This is a genomic window from Kocuria marina (assembly GCA_014652975.1).
Classification (GTDB): Bacteria; Actinomycetota; Actinomycetes; order Actinomycetales; family Micrococcaceae; genus Kocuria; species Kocuria marina.
On the sequence record BMZV01000003.1, the window covers coordinates 141210 to 160229 of the forward strand.

Sequence of the window (19020 nt, forward strand, 5' to 3'; positions counted from 1 at the left end):
TCAGTTCCCCGTGTCCTCCGCCGACGACGCCGCGTCGCCGGCAGCGTCGCCGCGCGCACCCACCGCGGCGAATCCGGACTCGAGGTCCGCGAGGATGTCGTCGATGCCCTCGACACCCACGGACAGCCGCACGAATCCCGGTTCCACGCCGGCCGCGAGCTGCTCCTCGTCCTTGAGCTGGGCGTGCGTCGTGGAGGCGGGGTGAATCACGAGCGAGCGCACGTCGCCGATGTTCGCCACGTTGGAGTGCAGGCTCAGGGCGTCCACGAACGCGACACCGGCGTCCCGGCCGCCGTCGAGCACGAAACCGAGCACCGACCCGGCACCGTTGGGCGCGTACTTCAGGGCGCGGTCGTGCCAGCGCGAGGACTCGAGACCGGCGTAGGACACCGAGCGCACCTCGGGGCGGGCCTCGAGCCACTCGGCGACCTTCTGCGCGTTGGCCACGTGACGTTCCATGCGCAACGACAGCGTCTCGATGCCCTGCTCGATCAAGAACGCGTTGAACGGAGAGATCGAGGTCCCCAGATCGCGCAGCAACTGCACACGCGCTTTGAGGATGTACGAGAGGTTGACGCCGAAGGCCCCGTCCGCACCGAGATCGCGGGCGTAGACGAGCCCGTTGTACGTCTCGTCCGGCTGGTTGAAACCGGGGAAGCGCTCGGGGTCCCGCGAGTAGTCGAACGCTCCGGTGTCCACGATGAACCCGCCGATCGCCGTGCCGTGGCCGCCCAGGAACTTGGTGGCCGAGTGCAGCACGATGTCCGCGCCCCACTCGATGGGCCGCACCAGGTAGGGCGTGGCGATCGTGTTGTCCACGATGAGCGGGACACCCGCCTCGTGGGCGATCCCGGCGATCGTCTCGATGTCGAGCACGTCGTTGCGGGGGTTCGGGATGGATTCACCGAAGAACGCCACGGTGTTCTCGCGCACCGCGTCCCGCCACTGCGCGGGATTGTCCGGGTCCGAGACGAACGTGGTCTCCACGCCCATGCGCGGCAGCGTGTGCTTGAGCAGGTTGTACGACCCGCCGTACAGGGACGGGCTGGCCACCACGTGGGTTCCGGCGCCGCCCAGGTTGAGGATCGCGAGCGTGGCCGCGGCCTGCCCGGAGGAGACCATCAGGGCCCCCACGCCGCCCTCGAGGGACGCGACCCGGTTCTCCACGACCTCCGTGGTGGGGTTGGTCAGGCGCGAGTAGATGGGACCCATCTCCTCAAGCGCGAACCGGGCCGCCGCCGTGCGGGCGTCCGGGAACACGAAGGACGTGGTCTGGTGGATCGGCAGGGCGCGCGACCCGGTCACAGGGTCGGGGTTCTGGCCCGCGTGGATCTGTCGGGTCTCGAACGACCAGCCCTGGGGATTGTCGGGGGTGGGAGCGGTGCTCATGGCCGTACTCCTTCTCGGAAGGATCAGGGGTCCGGTGGCGATCCGCACGGTGCCCGTGCTGTGACCGGGCACCAATGACCCGCGCTTGCCGCACGACGTCGGTCGACGCCACGGCCAGGTCCTCACCCAGGGCACCCCACCGCGGAAGGGAGGGTTGCCGGTCAGCTAGCTGGGGCTTCGCGCTGACTCTCGTGACCTATTACCTCATTGTCCGAACCCGGCGGGGCGGGAGTCAAGCCGGGGACGCTGCGAGCGGGCTCGTGGTCAGTGGCCGCTCGTTCCTGCTGTTCCATCTCCCGGGTGTGCAGTTCCCGGTCCTTCGTCTCACGTGGATGGAAGTAGAACAGACCCGTGAGCACCGCGATCACGAACACCGCGAGCATCACGAAGAACAACGGCCCCACACCGGTCAGGTAGATGACGGGGATGGCCAGCGCCGTGACCAACCCGCCCCCGAAGAACGGTTCGAACACCAGCTGCTTGTCACCGAACGCCTCGAACACCGGGTCTTGGCCTCCGGGTCCACCACGCGCATGAGGATCAGCCCGGTGGCGGTCACACCCATGGACGGGTGGAAGTCACCGATACCGCGCCCGAACCAATAGCGACCGATGATGCGGGGTGCCAACCACAGGAAAATGGCCACGTTGAACGCGATGCCGACCACCGCCAGGATGGTGAACGCCGCCAACCACGGCCGCGATGGACATGTGCCGGGAGAACGGTTCCACGGAGGACGGGCGGCTGGTCATGGTGCCGGCGGGGTAGTACTCGTCGCTGCGGAACAGGCTCTGGACCCAACCCACCTTGACGCGCACGAACTTCCCCAGGAACAGGGCGACTCGGAGGATCAGGAGTGTGAAACCGACGGCATTTGCGGACACGGGAACCACCTCGTAGTGATCGGGATCGATATCGGTCTCAGGTCATATAGCGAGGGTTCGGTCGGAGACTCCCCGGCTGATGCTGCGAACTCCAGCCTCTGAGACGCGCGTCTCGTTGACCTGGACCAACACAGTCCCCGCCCGAATCAGCCGTCCCGATGCCAGGTCTCGGGAGGTGCGGAGAGCCGGCCCTGCCCACCGGAACGGGCGGCGCAGGTCACACACTCGCCGGGCTCGCGCTCGATTTGGTGGCCCGTGTGGCCGGTGCCACCATGGCGTCATGAACTTGGATCACGTTTCCTTCGCGGCTCAGCCCGACGGCCTCGAGGCCACCACCGAACGCATCGCGAACCGGTTGGGGATCGAACCGGTCAAGGGCGGTGTGCACCCCCGTTTCGGCACCCGGAACATGATCCTGCCGCTCACCGACCACCAGTACGTGGAGGTCGTCACGGTGCTCGAGCACCCCGCCGCGGAGAAGGCGCCGTTCGGTCAGGCCGTCCGTGCCCGTTCCGACGCCGGCGGCGGCTGGCTCGGCTGGGTCGTAGAGGTCCCCGACCTCGCGCCCTTCGAGGCCAAGCTGGGCCGCCCCTCCGTGCCCGGTGGCCGGTTGTTCCCCGACGGTCGGCAGCTCGAATGGCATCAGATCGGCGTGAAGGGTTTGATCTCCGACCCGCAGTTGCCGTTCATGGTGCACTTCGATTCCGAGGACGAGATGCACCCGTCCCAGGCGCGGATCACGGACGTCCGGTTGAGCGGGATGGAGATCGCCGGCTCCCCCGACCGCGTCACGGAGTGGCTCGGCGGTCCCGTGGAGGACGTCCTGGGCTCGCTGGACGTCACCTGGTGCGCCCCCAACGGCACCCCCGGGGTCATGGCCGTCTCGTTCGACACCCCGGACGGCACCGTCACCATTTGATCTGGTTCCCTTCGGTGCGGCCGACGACGCCGCTCCGCCCGGTCTCCGGCATCAGCCCGCGAGCAGTTGCGGGGCCAGGAAGCCCACGGTGTCCAGGAGGGCGTGGGCGATCAGCAGCGGCATGAGTCGACCGCCGCGGCGGTAGAGCCACACGAACACGAGTCCCATGACCAGGTTCCCGAGCGTGGGTCCGAACCCCTGGTACAGGTGATAGCTGGCCCGCACCACCGCGGAGGCCACCGCCACGAGCCACCACGACCATCCGAGGGATCGCAAGCGCTCGCACAGGAACGCCACCACGATCATCTCTTCCACGATCGAGTGGCGCAGCGCGGAGAGCACGAGCAAAGAAACCGCCCACCAGGTCTGCTCCATGGTGGATGTGGTGATCTGCGCGGTGATCCCCAGGGACCGACCCACCTGATAGAGCACCAGGGTGCCGCCGCCCATCACCGCGAACAGGCCCATTCCCCACAGCGTGTCCCACGCGGGTCTGCGCCCATCCACCCCGATCCTGCACAGCACGCCGGGGATCCCCCGCGCCACCCCGGCCATGAGGTACAGGGCCAGCAGCACGGGGACGAGCGCGAAGCCGATGCCCGTGAGCTGGCGCAACGCGTCGATCAGGGGGACGCTGCTCAGGGGCCGGTTGAGCGTCGTCGTGGTGTCGGCCAGCGAGGACCGCATGAGCACCTCGGCCAGATCCAGCACGGCGTAAACCGCGGACGCCCCGAGGGACACGCCGAGCACCAGGACGATCTGAAGCCACGTGTCGGCGCGCGACATGCCGCGCTGCGAAGGGGTGGGAGTCTGCACGGGACCATTGTGGCCGCTCGCGAGCGGGACCACGTCTGCGCGTCCCCACTCGTCCCTAGACTGTGGGCATGACTTCCGAGCAGCTGTCCTATCCCGTGGCCCCGAGCCGCCCGGTGGAACGCACGTTCCACAGGCACACCTTCGCCGATCCCTACGAGTGGCTCCGGGACAAGGACTCCCCCGAGGTGCGCTCGCACCTGGACGCCGAGAACGCCTACGCGGAGGCCACGACCGAGGATCTGGCGCCCCTGCGCGAGCGGATCTACGGGGAGATCAAGGACCGCACGCTCGAGACGGACCTGTCCGTGCCGTCGCGTCGCGGGGACTGGTGGTACTTCACGCGCACGGTCGAGGGCGGCGCCCACCAGATCTTCTGCCGCGTCCCGGTCACCGACCCCGCGCAGTGGACACCGCCCACCGTGGAACCGGGCACCGCACTGGACGGCGAACAAACCCTCCTGGACGCTAACGCCGCATCCCAGGAGCACGACTTCTACGCGCTGGGCGCCTTCAGCGTGTCGGAGGACGGCTCCAGGTTGGCCTGGTCCGAGGACACCGCAGGTGACGAACGGTTCACGATCCAGGTCAAGGATCTCGCCACGGGACAACTGCTCGCGGACCGGATCGAGCAGACCTCGTACGGCGCGTTCCTCACACCGGACGCCTCCCAGCTGATCTACATCGTCGTGGACGAGTCCTGGCGGCCGTGGCGCGTGTACCGGCACGTCATCGGCCGGGACGCATCCTCCGACGAGCTGCTGTTCCAGGAGGACGACCCCGGTCTGTGGCTCGGGGCCGAGCTCTCCGCGGACAAGCAGTGGCTCATGCTGTCCTCGTCCTGCTCGGAGTACAGCGAGTACCGGATCCTGCCGTTGACCGAGCTGGCCGACTCCCCCACGGATGAGCCGGTCGCCGATGCGTCCGACGACGCCGCTGGGCCGGCTTCCCTGCCCTGGCGCGTCATGATCTCGCGCGAGGACCGGGTGCTCTACGAGGTGGAACCCCTCACGGTGGCCGGCCAGGACTACGTGCTCCTGACCCACGACGCGCACGCCCCCAACGGCCGGGTGAGCCTCATGCCGCTCGGGCACGCGGGCCGTGCCCTCGCGGACCTCGAGCTCACGGACGTCATCCCGGCGTCGGAGGACGTGCGGATCGAGTCCTGTGTTCCCACCGCCACCCACCTGGTCGTGGCCCTGCGCGCGGACACCACGCCCCGGGTCCGCCTGATCCCGCGCCGCGCGGTGGACGAGATCGTTGCGGGCCCACGCGAGGCAGTGCCCTCGACATCGGACACGGGCTCAGGACGCCTTGCGGACTCGGACGACGCCGCGGCGTCGAGCGCGGCGGCCGGTGCGGCGTCGCCGTCGTTGCTGGACGGGGCCGAGGCCGCGTTCGACGAGGAGCTCTACACGAGTGGCGTGCTCTCCGCGGAGTACGAGAACCCCGTGGTGCGGGTGTCCTACACGTCCTTCGTGACGCCGCCGCGCGTCTACGACATCCCCACGGCCGAACCCGGCGAGTCCGGGACGAACGAGTACGGCGTGGGCGAGCCCGTCCTGCGGCGCGAGGCCACCGTGCTGGGCGGGTACCGCAGCCAGGACTACACCGTGGAACGGGACTGGGCCGTGACCGAGGACGGGACCCGGATCCCCGTGAGCATCGTGCGCCGCGCGGACCTGGACCCCACCCGCCCCGCTCCCGTGCTCCTGTACGCCTACGGGTCCTACGAGATCAGCACGGACCCCGGCTTCTCCGTGTCCCGGTTGTCGCTGCTGGACCGGGGCGTGATCTGGGCGGTCGCGCACGTGCGCGGCGGTGGCGAACTCGGCCGCGGGTGGTACGAGAACGGTAAGAAGGACACCAAGACCAATACGTTCACCGACTACGTGGCCGTCACCCGCCACCTCGCCACCCGCCCGGACGTGGACGCCCAGCGGATCGCCGTGATGGGTGGCTCGGCCGGCGGCCTGCTCGTGGGAGCCGTGCTCAACCTCGCGCCCGAGCTGTACTGTGCGGCGCTCGCGGCGGTCCCGTTCGTGGACCCGCTGACGTCCATGCTCATGCCCGAGCTGCCGCTCACCGCCCTCGAGTGGGAGGAGTGGGGCAACCCCGTGGACTCGGCCGAGGTCTACGAGTACATGCGTTCGTACTCCCCCTACGAGAACCTCCGGGACGCGGACTACCCGCCCGTCCTGGCGGTCACGAGCCTCAACGACACCCGCGTGCTGTACGTGGAACCGGCCAAGTGGGTCGCCGCCCTGCGCACTCGTGCCCGGCACCCGGAGACCGTGGTGCTGCGCTGTGAGATGGCGGGCGGCCACGGTGGCGCGTCCGGGCGCTACTCGCAGTGGAAGGACACCGCCTGGGAGTACGCGTGGCTCGCGCGCTACCTGGGGGTCGCGGACTGATCGGGGGAGCCGTCCGGGGCCAGGGCATCGCGGGTGGCGGGGCTGAGCCAGTCCCCCACCTCACCGCGCAGCACCAGTTCCGCGGCGGCCCTGGCGAGTGCCGAACTCGTCTGGAACCCGTACCCGCCCTGCCCCGCGAGCCAGAACATACCCGGTGCCACCGGGTCCCAGCCGCACACGGGGACGTCGCTCGGACGCTCCGTGCGCAGTCCGGTCCACGCCTTGACCACGCCCGTGATCCGCAGGCTGGTCTCCCGCTCGATCGTGGCGATCAGCCCGGCGACGGCGCCCTCGTGCGGTTGGGCGTCGCACGGTTCGCTGGGTTCGGCCTCCCCGAGCGAGATCATGGCGCCCGCGGCGTCGGGGCGGTAGTACCAGTCCTCGGCGGCATCGTCGACCATGGGGTGTTCCGGCGGCATGGGCTCGGCCAAGGTCACGAGGGCCGCCGTGCGCCGCAGAGGCCGTAATCCCTGGGGCGCCGCGCCGAACAGCGCTCCCACCTCGTCCGCCCACGCACCCGCGGCATTGACGACCGTGGCGGCACGCACGGTCTTCGGCGGGGCGGCGTCGAGGGTCAGCTCCCACAGGTCCCCGGCCCGCCTGGCATCGGTCACGCGGCTGTTCGTCCGGATCTCGACGCCGGCTGCCAGCGCTCGCTCGCGATGCCATGCCACGAGGGCGGTGGCATCCGTGCGCACGGCGGACTCGTCCACGGCTGCGGTCCGGAAGCGCTGCGGGTTTACCCGCAGTTCGGGGCACAGCTCGAACAGTTCGGCGCCCTCAAGGGTACGCAGCCCGGGAACGGTCATGGCGGCCACGTCCTCGGGCGAGCCGGCGACGACGAACGAGCTGGGCCACGCGAGCGGAGCCGCCAGATAGTTGCCAGCTTCGAGCAACCGGGCAATGCTCCAGCGGGTGAGCTCGAGCACCGGTTCCGGACCGTAGCTCGGGATCAGTTGCTGCGCGGACCGGGAGGACGTGTGCATTGCCGCGTCCCGTTCCGCCTCCAACACGAGGATTCCCTCACCAGTCCCCCGGTGTTCCGCCAGCTCCGAGGCCGCGGACAATCCGGCGATGCCTGCTCCGATGATCGCGATCTCAGTCGTCATGACCTCATTGTGGCACCCCACCGGTCGCATCCCGGAAGCCGGCGAGGAATCCTCCGGCTCGGCAATCGGGGCCCCGCAGGATGCCGTGGCGTGACAGCCCACACCGTGGGATCCGGGCCGGTTCCGGGTACGACAAAGCCCCGCCCCACACCGGGATCGGTGCGGGGCGGGGCTTCGAGGGGTCAGCGGCGGACCTCGGTCCTCCGCATCACCCGGTCATCGCAAGCGATGAGTGCCTGGATCAGGCGGGGATGTTCAGAACCTGGCCCGGGAAGATCAGGTTGGCGTCCGCCACGGTGCCGGAGTTGGCGGCGAACAGGGCCTGCCAGCCACCGTTGACACCCAGCTTGTTGGCGATGGTGCCCAGGGTGTCCCCGGCCTGCACGGTGTAGGTGCCGGCGGCGGGAGCGGCCTGCTGCACGGGAGCCGCGGGAGCGGAGTAGGTCACGGCCGGAGCCTGGGCCACGGGGGCAGCCTGCTGCACCGGAGCAGCCTGCTGCACCGGTGCCGCCTGCTTCACGGGCGCGGCCTGCTGGACTGGAGCGGGAGCAGCCTGCTGCACCGGGGCAGCCTGCTCAACCGGAGCAGCCTTCTGGACGGAGGAAGACTGCGGGGCCACGGAAGCGGTAACCGGAGCGGTGTAAGAACCGCCGGAAATCATGCCGGAGCACTCCCACTGGCTCGGGCCGGAACGCTCCATCAGCGCAGCCGCAGCAGCGTCCTGCACGTGGGCGGGAGCATCGGCGGCGTTGGCGTAGCCAGCGGTGATGGCGCCCATGCTCTGCCAGGTGGAGGTCAGGAACTGGTAGGCACCCGAGGCACCGGAGGAAGCGTTGTGCGCCTGGTAGTTTCCACCGGACTCGCACTGCTTGATCGCGTCAAGGCTGGGAGCGGCGTTGGCGGGAACGGCGAACGCGCCCACGGCCACGCCGCCCATCAGGACAGCAGCGGCACCACGGCGAATAGCGGTTGAAGTCTTCATTATGCTCCGTAAGGCCACCTACGCTCGTTCCCATCCCTGGGTGTCTTCGCGCCGTCGTCCACCCTTGACAGTTAGTGTTAGGGGTAGAAACTACGGAATGCTGCCATACAGACGACGTACGGTGTTGCGGCAACATCCAGCACAAGCCGAGCCACGGATCGAGCGGGCCCGGAAGCGAACTTCCGCTCACGAAAGTCCGCTGAGGAAGTTGATAATAACGATAACGTAACGTTCCTGGCATTGCCAAGCAGAAAGTTACTTTTTCGTTATCCCGTTTCTGGGGACACCCCCAGTCGCGGACACGTATCACGGCCACCACGGCCGATCAACTCCGGCCACGCTAGGCCACCCGCGACGAACGGGTCAACCCGACCCGGGTTCCCGGCTTGCATAACGGTGTGATTGCCAACCGATAACGGTGTGATTACCATTACTCAGCGCGGGGCCCAGGCCGCGATCACACTGGTCACGCGGGCCTTTTCGTATGCGTTCGCGATCGCACTGCCCGCTGAGTGTTCTTGCTCACTCAGCGCCGGTGTAACGGGCAGATCGGGGCGCTGCACCACCGCCCCGGCCTCGTGGGCGATCAATGCGCCGGCCGCCCAGTCGTGCTCGTGCAGTCCACGTTCGGAGTAACCGTCCAGGATGCCGTCGGCCACCATGCAGAGATCCAGGGAGGCCGCTCCCAGGCGCCGCATGTCCGAGAAGTTCTCCATAGTGTCCAGGAAAGAACCGAATTGCTCACGCCGCACGGCGGGGTCGTACGAGAAACCCGTGCCGTAGAGCGCGCCCCGGCGGGCGGGGACCGGACCCGTGAGCCTCGTGTCCCGTCCGTCACGCCGGACCCACGCACCCAAGCCTGCGACGCCGTAATAGATCCGCCCGAGAGCGGGGGCGTTCACGACCCCTACGAGCCAGTTCCCGTGCTCGTCGCACGCGGCCACGGAGGTGGCGTAGTACACGATGTCCCGGATGAAGTTGGTGGTCCCGTCCAGCGGGTCCACCGACCACCGCACGGGGCTGCGGTGCTCGGGCACGTACGTTCCCGATTCCTCCCCCGTGATGGCGTCCCGGGGCCGTTCACGGCGCAGGACGGCGCTCACAGCCTCCTCCGCGGCGACGTCGAAGGACGTCACCCAGTCGCCGTCCGAGGACTTGGTCTGTGCGTGGAACTCGGCGCTGTCACGACCGCTCAGGACGTCGGCCCCGGCCTGTGCGGCGCGCAGCGCGACCTCCAACAGCTCCTGCAGTTCGTCCGACCCCGGACCCAGCCCTTCCAGTGCATCCGCCATCTCGCGTCTCACTTCCCCGCGTTGTCGTGGGATGCAGCGGCGTCGTCGAACGCCGACGGGCCTTGCGCGAGCAAGCGCTCGAAACCGGCCTCGTCCAGCACGGGAACCCCGAGGGACTCCGCCTTGTCGAGCTTGGAACCCGCGTTCTCGCCGGCCACCAGGAACGCCGTCTTCCTGGACACCGACCCGGACGCCTTGCCGCCGCGTTTCAGGATGGCCTCCTTCGCGGAGTCCCGGCTGTAGGCCTCGAGCGATCCCGTGACCACCACGGTGACTCCCTCAAGTGTGCGGGGGGTGGACTCGTCCACCTCTTCCTCCATGCGCACACCCGCGGCGGCCCAGCGGTCCACGACCTCACACCGCCACGGCTCCTCGAAGAACTCGATGACGGCCTGCGCGATGATGGGGCCCACCCCGTCCGTGCCCGCGAGCGTGTCCAGGTCCGCCGAGCGGATCGCGTCCATGCTGCGCAGGGACGTGGCCAGCGAGCGCGCGGCCGTGGGACCCACGTGGCGGATGGACAGCGCCACGAGGACCCGCCACAGGTCGGTGTCCTTGGCCTGTTCCATCTGCTGGAACATGATCTCCGTGGTCTTGGAGGGCACGCTCGGCTTGTTCTTGGTGGGCTTGGTCCAGAAGTACGGGACGAGTTCGGGGGTGACCCGCTGGGTCTTCTCCCCCGTCTCCTTGTCCGTGACGGTGCGCCGGGAGTCCCGCCACACCTTCACCTCCTTGAGGTCCTCCGGCGTGAGATCGAACAACCCGGCCTCGTTGCGCAGCGGGGGCACGGAGAACTCGGTGCCGTCCGGTGCGTCCTGGGGAACGGGTTGGGTCAGGGCCTTGGCCGCTTCCTCGCCCAGGGCCTCGATGTCGAAGGCCCCGCGACCCGCCGCGTGGTTGACGCGCTCCTTGAGCTGGGACGGGCACGTCTCCGCATTGGGGCAGCGGATGTCCACGTCCCCCTCCTTGGCGGGACGCAGGGGCGTGCCGCACGACGGGCACTCGGTGGGCATCACGAATTCCCGCTCCGTGCCGTCCCGCAGTGCGACGACGGGCCCCACGATCTCCGGGATGACGTCACCGGCCTTGCGCAGCACCACGGTGTCCCCGATGAGCACGCCCTTGGCCTTGACCACGTCCTGGTTGTGCAGGGTGGCCATCTCCACGGTGGAACCCGCCACGCGCACCGGGTCCATGAGCCCGAAGGGCGTGACGCGACCGGTACGACCCACGTTGACCAAGATGTCCACGAGTTTCGTGTTGACCTCCTCCGGCGGGTACTTGTACGCCACGGCCCACCGGGGGACGCGGGAGGTGTAGCCGAGCCGGAACTGCGTGCGGCGGTCGTCCACCTTGATCACGATGCCGTCGATCTCGTGCAGCAGGCTGTGACGCTTCTCGCCGTATTCGGCGATGAACTCGAGCACCTTCTCCATCGAGTCCAGGACCCGGGAGTACGGGCTCACGGGCAGTCCCCAGTCCCGCAGGACGTCGTACGCCTGCGACTGCGTCTCCAGCTCGAAACCGCGGGAGAACCCGATGCCGTGCACGAACATGGACAGCGGCCGCCGCGCGGTGACCTGCGGGTCCTTCTGGCGCAGGGACCCCGCCGCGGCGTTACGGGGGTTCGCGAACGGCGCACGGCCTTCTTCCACGATGGCCTCGTTGAGGGCGCGGAAATCCTTGGATGAGATGAACACCTCGCCGCGGATCTCGACCTCTTCGGGGAAGTCCTCACCGGTCAGCCGCTGCGGGATGGTCTTGATGGTGGCCACGTTGTGGGTGATGTCCTCACCCGTGGTGCCGTCCCCGCGCGTGGCGGCCCGCACGAGTACACCGTTGCGGTACAGCAGGTTCACGGCCAGGCCGTCGATCTTGACCTCGCTCAACCACGCCACGGTGGGCGCACCCGGCAACTGCTCGACCTGCTGCTGGGCGCGGGTCAACCACGCCACGAGCTCGTCCGTGGAGAAGACGTCCTCGAGCGAGTACATCTTCTCGAGGTGCTTCACGGCGCTGAACGCCGCGGAAATGTCACCGCCCACCTCCTGCGTGGGGGAATCGTTCGCCTTGAGTTCGGGATGCAGGGCCTCGAACTCCTCGAGGGAGCGGTACAACCGGTCGTACTCGGCGTCCGACATGACGGGTTGGTCGTGGACGTAGTACGCCGTGCGTGCTTCGCGGACGCGGTCCGCGAGATCGGCGTACTCCTCCCGCAGTGCCTCGCTGGGCTCGTCCGGATTGAGGCTCTGGCCCGTGGCGTCCGTGGCCCGCCGCGCGTTGTCTGTGCTCACGCCCCCCATTGTGTCCCACCCCACCGACAGACACGAACACCCCCGGAACCTCGGTCCCGGGGGCGTTCGTCAGGCGGATCAGCGAGCGGTCACAGGGCCGTGACCGTGACCTCCGCGTGTGGGCGTTGCCGCTTGGGGTCCCACACGAGGACGCGGGAACCGCGCCAGTGGGCGCCCCGACCGTCGTCGTCCACCGAGACCGCCACCGTAGTCGGCAGCTGCACCGGGACGGCGAAGTCCACGGACCACGCGAAGGGGACCTCCGCGGGCACGCCGGTCAGCGCCAGCGCGCGCGAGGCCGTGTACATCCCGTGCGCGATCGCCCCCTTCATCCCGAGCGCCTTGGCGGACGGGTCGGAGAGGTGGATGGGGTTGTAGTCGCCGCTGACCGCTGCGTATTCCCGCCCGGTCCCGGCGCCCAGGACCCACTGCGCGGTCTGCTGCGGCGGATCGAACGGTGCGCGCGCGTGGGAGGACTCCTCGGGAACGCGCGCGCCCTCGTCCGCGATCGCGGTGTGCACGCCCTTGGCCAGGTACGTGGAGCGCCCGGCCCAGACCACGGACCCGCCCTCGCGGGACAGTGTCACCACGGCGTCCACCGTGGTCCCGGACCGGTGGGTGCCCAAATTCTCGGTCCACGCCGTGGCGGTGAGCCGCTCCCCCACGGCCACGTCCGTGACGTGGCGGATGGTGTTGCTCAGGTGCACCATGCCCAGCACGGGCAGGGGGAAGTCCTTGCGCGTGAGCACCGACATGGCCACGGGGAACGCGAGCGCGTGCAGCGCACCCGAGAACACCGTGGTGTGCTGCGACCCCGGGGCCACGGGATGCGTGCTTGCGTGCACCACGCGGCAGAACTTCTCGTGCCACTCGGGTTCCGCGCTGACGTCCTCCACGACGTGGGCCACGCGCGGCACCTGCAGGGCAGCCCCCACGCGTTCCGTGCGGGACTTACGCAGCGCGCCGGGCAGCACGCGCCCCACGGGCGAGTCGTGCAGAGCCGGGAGCACCTTGTGCGTGGCCGCAGCGGCGGCGTCGGAAGCCGCCGACGACGCCGCGCGCGCCCCCGCGGACGCGTACAGCGCGGGCAGCTTCACCGAACCCGCCGGCTGGACGAGTTCGTAGTCGGAGGGAACGGTGGGCAGGACCGGGTCAGGCGTGCTCATACGATCATGCTCCCACGAGGCTCTGGCCGCACACGCGCAACGTCTGACCGTTGATCCCACCGGCGGCGTCCGAGAGCAGGAACGTGATGGCCTGTGCCACGTCCTCCGGCGTGCCGCCCTGCTGCAGGGAGTTCAACCGGCGGGAGATCTGGCGGCGGGCCGCCGGGATCTTGGCCGTCATGTCCGACTCGATGAACCCGGGAGCCACGGCGTTGATGGTCCCGCCCTTCTCCGCGATCAGCGGTGCCGTGGCGGCCACCGCACCGATCACCCCGGCCTTGGAGGCGGCGTAGTTGGTCTGACCGCGGTTGCCCGCCACGCCGCTCGTGGACGCGAGGCACACGATGCGCGGCGCCGGGCCCAGCTGATCGGAGGCGAGCAGGGTCTCGGTGATCCGCAACTGCGATTCGATGTTGACCGCGATCACGGAATCCCACTTGGCCTGGTCCATGTTGGCGAGCATCTTGTCCCGCGTGATGCCCGCGTTGTGCACCACGAGGTCCAGCCGGCCGTACCGGGACACCGCGAGGTCCAGGATCTTCTGTCCGGCCTGCGGGTCCGTGACGTCCAGCTGCAACGCGGGCACGCGCAGTTCGTTGGCGAGCTTGCTCAGCGCGTCACCGGCGGCGGGCACGTCCACGGGGATGACCGTGGCGCCCGAGGCCGCGAGCGTACGCGTGACCTGCGCGCCGATCCCGCGTGCGGCACCCGTGACCACTGCGACCTTGCCCGCGACGGGGTGCACCCAGTCCACGTCCGCGTCCCCGCGGTCGTCACCCACGGTCAGGAACTGCCCGTCCACGTACGCGCTGCGGCCCGAGAGGAAGAAGCGCAGGGCGCCCGTGACACCGGGAGCGTCCGCAGCGACGTCGTCCGCGAGCAGGATGCCGTTGGCGGTCACGCCGCCGCGCATCTCCTGGGCGATCGAGCGCAGCATGCCCACGACACCCTGGCGCGCCGCGGCCTGCGACGGGGTCAACTGCCGCGCGCCGGGCAGCGTGCCCGACGCCGCTCCGGTCCCGATCCCGGGCGCCGGTCGCGACAACGTGATGACCCGCCCGCCCGGGCGCAGCTTGCGCACGGCCGAGGCCAACTCGAGGGCGGCGTCCGCGAGATCGGCGGGGCTGTCGACCTCCGTGTAGTCGATCACCACCGCACCCACCCGGTCCACGTCCTGAGCGTGCCGGCGCACGTCCAGGTCCCAGCCGAGCAGGGCCGACGACGCGGCGTCGCCCGCCGCACCCCGGCCGAGCACGAGCACGGAGCCGCTCGGGAAGTCCCCGTCCGCGGTGAACCGGCGCAGCGTAACCGGGCGCGGGAGGCCCAATTTGCCCGCGAGCTGCTTGCCCAGCCCCGAATTGACCATGTCCAGATATGTGTCCGTCACTTGTGTCCTCTCCCAGAAATCGTGGTGTCTCGCCGTGGCCGTGAACTCGCTTAGACCGAGCGCAGCAGCATGGCCACACCCTGACCACCGGCGGCGCACACCGAGATCAGCGCTGTCTGCGGCTTGCCCGTCTCCTTGGCACGTGCGGCCAGTTCCTTGGCGGTGGAGGCAACGATGCGACCACCCGTGGCGGCGAAGGGGTGCCCAGTGGCGAGTGAGGACCCGTTGACGTTGAGCTTGGCGCGGTCCACCGAGCCCAGGGGCGCGTCCAGGCCCAGGCGGTCCTTGCAGAACTCCGGGGACTCCCATGCGGCGAGGATCGACAGCACGGTGGAGGCGAACGCCTCGTGGATCTCCACGAGGTCCAGCTCCTGCAGCGTGAGGCCGTGGCGGGCCAGCAGACGCGGCACGGCGTAGGCCGGGGCCATGAGCAGGCCCTCGTTGCCGGTCACGAAGTCCACCGCGGCGGCCTCGCTGTCCACGACCTCGGCGAGTGGGGTCAGGTGGTGCTCACCGGCCCACTCCTCGGACGAGATGAGCACCGTGGAGGCACCGTCCGTGAGCGGCGTGGAGTTGCCGGCCGTCATGGTGGCCTCACCGGAGAGCTTCTTGCCGAACACCGGGTTCAGCCCGCCCAGCTTCTCCACGGTGGAGTCCGGGCGCATGTTGTTGTCCTTGGTCAGACCCTTGAACGGGGTCACGAGGTCGTCGAAGAAGCCCCGCTCGTACGCGGCGGCCAGGTGCTGGTGGGAGGCCGCGGCCAACTCGTCCTGGGCCTCGCGTGTGATGCCCCACTTCTGGGTGGTCAGCGCCTGGTGCTCACCCATGCTCAGGCCCGTGCGCGGCTCACCGGACGAGGGCACCGACGGCGCGAGGTCGCCCGGGCGCAGGTCCTTGAACGCCTTGAGCTTCTGGGCGGTGGTCTTGGCGCGCTGCAGCTTGAGCAGCGCGCGGCGCAGCCCCTCGCTCACGGCGATGGGAGCGTCCGAGGACGAGTCCACACCACCGGCGATCCCGGCCCGGATCTGGCCCAGCCGGATCTTGTTGGCGATCGAGCTCACGGTCTCCATGCCCGTGGCGCACGCCATCTGGACGTCGTAGGCCGGGGTCGCGGGGTCCAGCGCAGAGCCCAGCACGGACTCGCGCGTGAGGTTGAAGTCCCGGGAGTGCTTGATCACGGCACCGGCCGCCACGGCGCCCAGGCGTTCGCCCGCGATCCCGGTCCGGGCCACGAGCCCGTCGATCGCGGCGGTCAGCATGTCCTGGTTGGACGCGTTCGCGTACGGCCCGCCCGCGCGGGAGAAGGGGATGCGGTTGCCCGCCACGACGACGGCGCGGGCTCCCGTCGCTCCGCCCTGCGGCGCGGAGGAGGCGGCCGGGGCCGCAACTCGCTTGGCGGCTCCGGAACCGGTTCCGGTGGCCGGGGTGGACGGTGCCGTGTTCTGCGTGTTCTCGCTCATGCGTAGTTCCTTTCGGGGAATTTATGCGATCTGGATCACTCGGGATCCAGAATAGCTGATACTCTCGGTATCGTGAAACAGGTCACCCACCCCGTGGACGGCAGGAGCTCGCGTTGGCAGCGGCACCGCGCCGTGCGGCGGATCGAACTGATCACGGCCGCGCGCGACGCCGTGGCCGAGAACGGTGCTGCGCTGTCCATGGAGGAGATCGCCACGGCGTGCGGGACCTCCAAGTCCGTCTTCTACCGCTACTTCAAGGACAAGGCCGGCGTGCAGGCCGCGGTGGGTGAGTACTTCGTGACCCGGATGCGTCGACGCATGGTGGCCGCGGCCAGCGAAGCGGACACGTTCGCCGCTATGATCCACGCCCTCGTCTCCGAGTACCTCAAGTCCGTGGCGGCCTCCGGTGAGGTCTACCGCTTCGTGGTGACCGCACCCAAGGAACGGGGTTCCACGATCGAACGCTTCGTGGATTCCGTAAGGGACCTGCTCATGGAGCAGCACATGCGCCACCACGGCAGCCGGGCCACGCCCGAGGGGGTCCTGAAGTGCTGGGCCGCTTCCACCGTGGGCATGGTCCGCGGTGCGGGTGAGGCCTGGCTCGAACTCGGCGGCGATACCGCGAAACCGGATCGCCACACCATGAGTCGGATCATCACCACGTGGGCCGTGGAGGGCCTGCGCCCCGTGACCGGCAGTGAATCCGCACCACCAACTTCCCCCATCAGGACGACGGGTAAACCACCCGTCCCAGAGAACCGTCAGGAGTCATGATGTCCATTACCTCGGTCAGCGGAACAGTTCCCAATACCGACCGCATCGAAGACCTGCCCGAGGACGGTGCCACCACCCCGTCCGGGATCGACACCGCCGAGCTCGGCGCCATCCTGCTGGGCCGCTGGCCCGAAGCACGCAAGGCGGCACGCGAGCGAGCGAAGGATCCCCGCTTCCAGTCCCAGTACGACCAGTCCTTCGCGGACCAGCGCAACGTCACGTTCGAGCAGCTCAAGCTGCTCGCGGATGCCGGGCCCCAGTATCTGGGCATGCCCGAGAGCGTGGGCGGGGCCATGAGCCCCGGCGCCAACCTCTCCGCGTTCGAGGAGCTCGTGCTCGCGGACCCGTCCCTGCAGATCAAGTCCGGTGTGCAGTGGGGCCTGTTCGGCTCCGCCGTGCTGAACCTGGGCACCGAGGAGCACCACAAGAAGTGGCTGCCCTCCATCCTGGACCTCAGCATGCCCGGTGCGTTCGCCATGACGGAGATCGGCCACGGTTCTGACGTTGCCTCGATCGGCACCACCGCCACGTACATCCCGGAGACGGACGAGTTCGAGATCCACACGCCGTTCAAGGCCGCGTGGAAGGACTACCTCGGCAACGCCGCGGTGCACGGCCGCGCGGCCACCGTGTTCGCGCAGCTCATCGTCAACGGTACCAACCACGGTGTGCACTGCCTCTACGTGCCCCTGCGGGACGAGAACGGCGAGTTCCTGCCGGGCGTGGGCGGCGAGGACGACGGCCGCAAGGGTGGGCTCAACGGCATCGACAACGGCCGACTGCACTTCGACCACGTGCGCGTGCCCCGCACCAACCTGCTCAACAAGTACGGGGACGTGGACGAGAACGGCGTCTACTCCTCCCCCATCCCGTCCCCGGGCCGGCGCTTCTTCACCATGATCGGCACGCTGGTGCAGGGCCGCGTGTCCCTCGACGGCGCCGCGACGATCGCGAACCAGGCCGCGCTGAGCATCGCGGTGCGCTACGCCGAGCAGCGTCGGCAGTTCACCACGGACTCGGACATCCAGGAGCAGACGCTGCTGGATTACCAGCGCCACCAGCGCCGGCTGATCCCGCGGATCGCCGAGACCTACGCGATGACCTTCGCGCACCAACAGCTGCTCGACAAGTTCCACGAGGTGTTCTCCGGCGAGGATGAGTCCGACGGCAACCGCCAGGAGCTCGAGACCCTGGCCGCGGCGTTCAAGCCGATGTCCACGTGGAGCGCCCTGGACACGCTGCAGGAGTGCCGCGAGGCGTGCGGTGGCGCGGGCTTCTTGGCCAAGAACCGGTTCGTGGAACTGCGCGCGGACCTGGACGTCTACGTCACGTTCGAGGGCGACAACACCGTGTTGCTGCAGCTCGTGGCCAAGCGCCTGCTCAACGATTACTCGGCGGAGTTCAAGAACGCGGACGTGGGCGTGATGGCCCGCTACGTGGCGGACCGCGCCACCGAGGCCGGCTTCAACCGCTCCGGGTTGCGCAAGCTGACCCAGGCGTTCTCGGACACCGGGGACTCCCGCAAGTCCGTCAACGCCCTGCGCGATCCCGCGGCCCAGCGCGCGCTGCTCACCGACCGGGTGCAGACCATGATCGGCGACATCGCGGACGAGCTGCGGGCCGTGTCCCGCAAGTCCCGCACCGAGCAGGCAAAGGCGTTCAACGACAACCAGAACCGGCTGCTCGAGGCTGCCCGCTCCCACGCCCAGCTGCTGCAGTGGGAGGCGTTCACCGCTGGTCTCGAGAAGATCGAGGACCCGGACACCAAGCGCGTGCTCACGTGGCTGCGGGACCTCTTCGGCCTGCACCTGATCGAGCAGGACCTCGCGTGGTACCTCTCCTACGGTCGGCTCTCGATGCGCCGCGGCCGCGCTCTGGAGTCCTACATCAACCGCCTCATTGAGCGCCTGCGCCCCTACTCCCTGGAGCTGGTGGACGCGTTCGGGCTCTCGCCCGAGCTGCTGCGCGCTGAGATCGGTGGCACGGTGGAGGCCGAGCGCCAGGAGGAGGCCGCGGACTACTACCGCCGGTTGCGCGCGAGCGGCAAGGCCCCCGTCAAGGAGCCCAAGCCCGCCAAGGACCCGGGCGCCCAGACGCGCGGCCACCACGCCTGACCCGGCCGGCTCGCGCGGGGGTT

At 69.3% G+C, this 19020-nt stretch carries 15 protein-coding genes and 1 riboswitch; of the genes, 4 read left to right on the plus strand and 11 right to left on the minus strand.

Annotated features, from left to right (window positions below; translation table 11 throughout):
• From IE157_RS08410 to IE157_RS12895, 3 genes are all read right to left on the minus strand, one after another.
• Entirely contained in the window at nucleotides 1-1389 is a 1389-nt protein-coding gene (locus IE157_RS08410) for a bifunctional o-acetylhomoserine/o-acetylserine sulfhydrylase (protein ID WP_098053327.1), read from the minus strand.
• A gap of 76 nt (nucleotides 1390-1465) precedes the next feature.
• A riboswitch (SAM riboswitch) is annotated at nucleotides 1466-1586 on the minus strand.
• On the minus strand, nucleotides 1551-1892 hold the full coding sequence (locus IE157_RS12890; RefSeq protein ID WP_318281399.1) for a hypothetical protein: 342 nt from the start codon (nucleotides 1890-1892) through the stop codon (nucleotides 1551-1553). It overlaps the preceding riboswitch by 36 nt.
• Nucleotides 1893-1967: 75 nt before the next feature.
• Nucleotides 1968-2273, minus strand: coding sequence for a hypothetical protein (locus IE157_RS12895; protein ID WP_206479746.1), 306 nt, complete (start codon nucleotides 2271-2273; stop codon nucleotides 1968-1970).
• A gap of 280 nt (nucleotides 2274-2553) precedes the next feature.
• Between IE157_RS12895 and IE157_RS08420 the strand changes: the two genes are divergently transcribed.
• Nucleotides 2554-3192 carry a VOC family protein gene (locus IE157_RS08420; RefSeq protein WP_064846920.1) on the plus strand — a complete coding sequence of 213 codons (639 nt, stop codon included), beginning with the start codon at nucleotides 2554-2556 and terminating at the stop codon, nucleotides 3190-3192.
• A 51-nt stretch (nucleotides 3193-3243) separates the two neighbouring features.
• On the opposite strand, the gene IE157_RS08425 is transcribed toward IE157_RS08420, so the two are convergent.
• Nucleotides 3244-4008 carry a CPBP family intramembrane glutamic endopeptidase gene (locus tag IE157_RS08425; RefSeq protein ID WP_318281400.1) on the minus strand — a complete coding sequence of 255 codons (765 nt, stop codon included), beginning with the start codon at nucleotides 4006-4008 and terminating at the stop codon, nucleotides 3244-3246.
• Nucleotides 4009-4076: 68 nt separating this feature from the next.
• Here IE157_RS08425 and IE157_RS08430 point away from each other — a divergent pair, with 68 nt between their 5' ends.
• Complete coding sequence (locus IE157_RS08430; protein ID WP_193519714.1) at nucleotides 4077-6419, plus strand: S9 family peptidase; 2343 nt, start codon at nucleotides 4077-4079, stop codon at nucleotides 6417-6419.
• Here IE157_RS08430 and IE157_RS08435 read toward each other — a convergent pair.
• The 7 genes from IE157_RS08435 to IE157_RS08465 all read right to left on the minus strand — a co-directional run bounded on the left by IE157_RS08435 (nucleotide 6398) and on the right by IE157_RS08465 (nucleotide 16109).
• Complete coding sequence (locus IE157_RS08435) at nucleotides 6398-7528, minus strand: NAD(P)/FAD-dependent oxidoreductase (RefSeq protein ID WP_193519715.1); 1131 nt, start codon at nucleotides 7526-7528, stop codon at nucleotides 6398-6400. The genes IE157_RS08430 and IE157_RS08435 overlap by 22 nt on opposite strands.
• A 241-nt stretch (nucleotides 7529-7769) precedes the next feature.
• Nucleotides 7770-8510, minus strand: a complete 741-nt coding sequence (locus tag IE157_RS08440) for a transglycosylase family protein (RefSeq protein WP_064846916.1) — start codon at nucleotides 8508-8510, stop codon at nucleotides 7770-7772.
• 434 nt (nucleotides 8511-8944) lie between these two features.
• Nucleotides 8945-9802, minus strand: coding sequence for an inositol monophosphatase family protein (locus IE157_RS08445; protein WP_193519716.1), 858 nt, complete (start codon nucleotides 9800-9802; stop codon nucleotides 8945-8947).
• An 8-nt stretch (nucleotides 9803-9810) separates the two neighbouring features.
• On the minus strand, nucleotides 9811-12105 hold the full coding sequence (ligA, locus tag IE157_RS08450; protein ID WP_193519717.1) for an NAD-dependent DNA ligase LigA: 2295 nt from the start codon (nucleotides 12103-12105) through the stop codon (nucleotides 9811-9813).
• A gap of 80 nt (nucleotides 12106-12185) precedes the next feature.
• Complete coding sequence (locus IE157_RS08455) at nucleotides 12186-13262, minus strand: MaoC/PaaZ C-terminal domain-containing protein (protein WP_193519718.1); 1077 nt, start codon at nucleotides 13260-13262, stop codon at nucleotides 12186-12188.
• Between the two features lie 4 nt (nucleotides 13263-13266).
• On the minus strand, nucleotides 13267-14649 hold the full coding sequence (locus IE157_RS08460) for a 3-oxoacyl-ACP reductase (RefSeq protein WP_144931330.1): 1383 nt from the start codon (nucleotides 14647-14649) through the stop codon (nucleotides 13267-13269).
• A 50-nt stretch (nucleotides 14650-14699) separates the two neighbouring features.
• On the minus strand, nucleotides 14700-16109 hold the full coding sequence (locus IE157_RS08465) for an acetyl-CoA C-acetyltransferase (RefSeq protein WP_193519719.1): 1410 nt from the start codon (nucleotides 16107-16109) through the stop codon (nucleotides 14700-14702).
• Between the two features lie 72 nt (nucleotides 16110-16181).
• Here IE157_RS08465 and IE157_RS08470 point away from each other — a divergent pair, with 72 nt between their 5' ends.
• The gene (locus IE157_RS08470) at nucleotides 16182-16883 is read left to right on the plus strand and encodes a TetR/AcrR family transcriptional regulator (protein WP_318281402.1); all 702 of its coding nucleotides are present in this window, start codon (nucleotides 16182-16184) and stop codon (nucleotides 16881-16883) included.
• A complete protein-coding gene (locus tag IE157_RS08475) occupies nucleotides 16883-18997 on the plus strand; it encodes an acyl-CoA dehydrogenase family protein (protein ID WP_064846910.1) in 2115 nt (704 codons plus the stop codon). The genes IE157_RS08470 and IE157_RS08475 overlap by 1 nt, the downstream gene beginning before the upstream one ends.
• The last annotated feature ends 23 nt before the right edge of the window (nucleotides 18998-19020 follow it).

Excerpts from the sequence above, each read along its gene's own strand:
- IE157_RS08435 (WP_193519715.1), bottom strand. The coding sequence starts at position 7,528 with ATGACGACTGAGATCGCGATCATCGGAGCAGGCATCGCCGGATTGTCC.
- IE157_RS08455 (WP_193519718.1), bottom strand. The coding sequence starts at position 13,262 with ATGAGCACGCCTGACCCGGTCCTGCCCACCGTTCCCTCCGACTACGAA.
- ligA (WP_193519717.1), bottom strand. The coding sequence starts at position 12,105 with ATGGGGGGCGTGAGCACAGACAACGCGCGGCGGGCCACGGACGCCACG.
- IE157_RS08440 (WP_064846916.1), bottom strand. The coding sequence starts at position 8,510 with ATGAAGACTTCAACCGCTATTCGCCGTGGTGCCGCTGCTGTCCTGATG.
- IE157_RS08445 (WP_193519716.1), bottom strand. The coding sequence starts at position 9,802 with ATGGCGGATGCACTGGAAGGGCTGGGTCCGGGGTCGGACGAACTGCAG.
- IE157_RS08420 (WP_064846920.1), top strand. The coding sequence starts at position 2,554 with ATGAACTTGGATCACGTTTCCTTCGCGGCTCAGCCCGACGGCCTCGAG.
- IE157_RS08430 (WP_193519714.1), top strand. The coding sequence starts at position 4,077 with ATGACTTCCGAGCAGCTGTCCTATCCCGTGGCCCCGAGCCGCCCGGTG.
- IE157_RS08475 (WP_064846910.1), top strand. The coding sequence starts at position 16,883 with ATGTCCATTACCTCGGTCAGCGGAACAGTTCCCAATACCGACCGCATC.
- IE157_RS08465 (WP_193519719.1), bottom strand. The coding sequence starts at position 16,109 with ATGAGCGAGAACACGCAGAACACGGCACCGTCCACCCCGGCCACCGGA.
- IE157_RS08410 (WP_098053327.1), bottom strand. The coding sequence starts at position 1,389 with ATGAGCACCGCTCCCACCCCCGACAATCCCCAGGGCTGGTCGTTCGAG.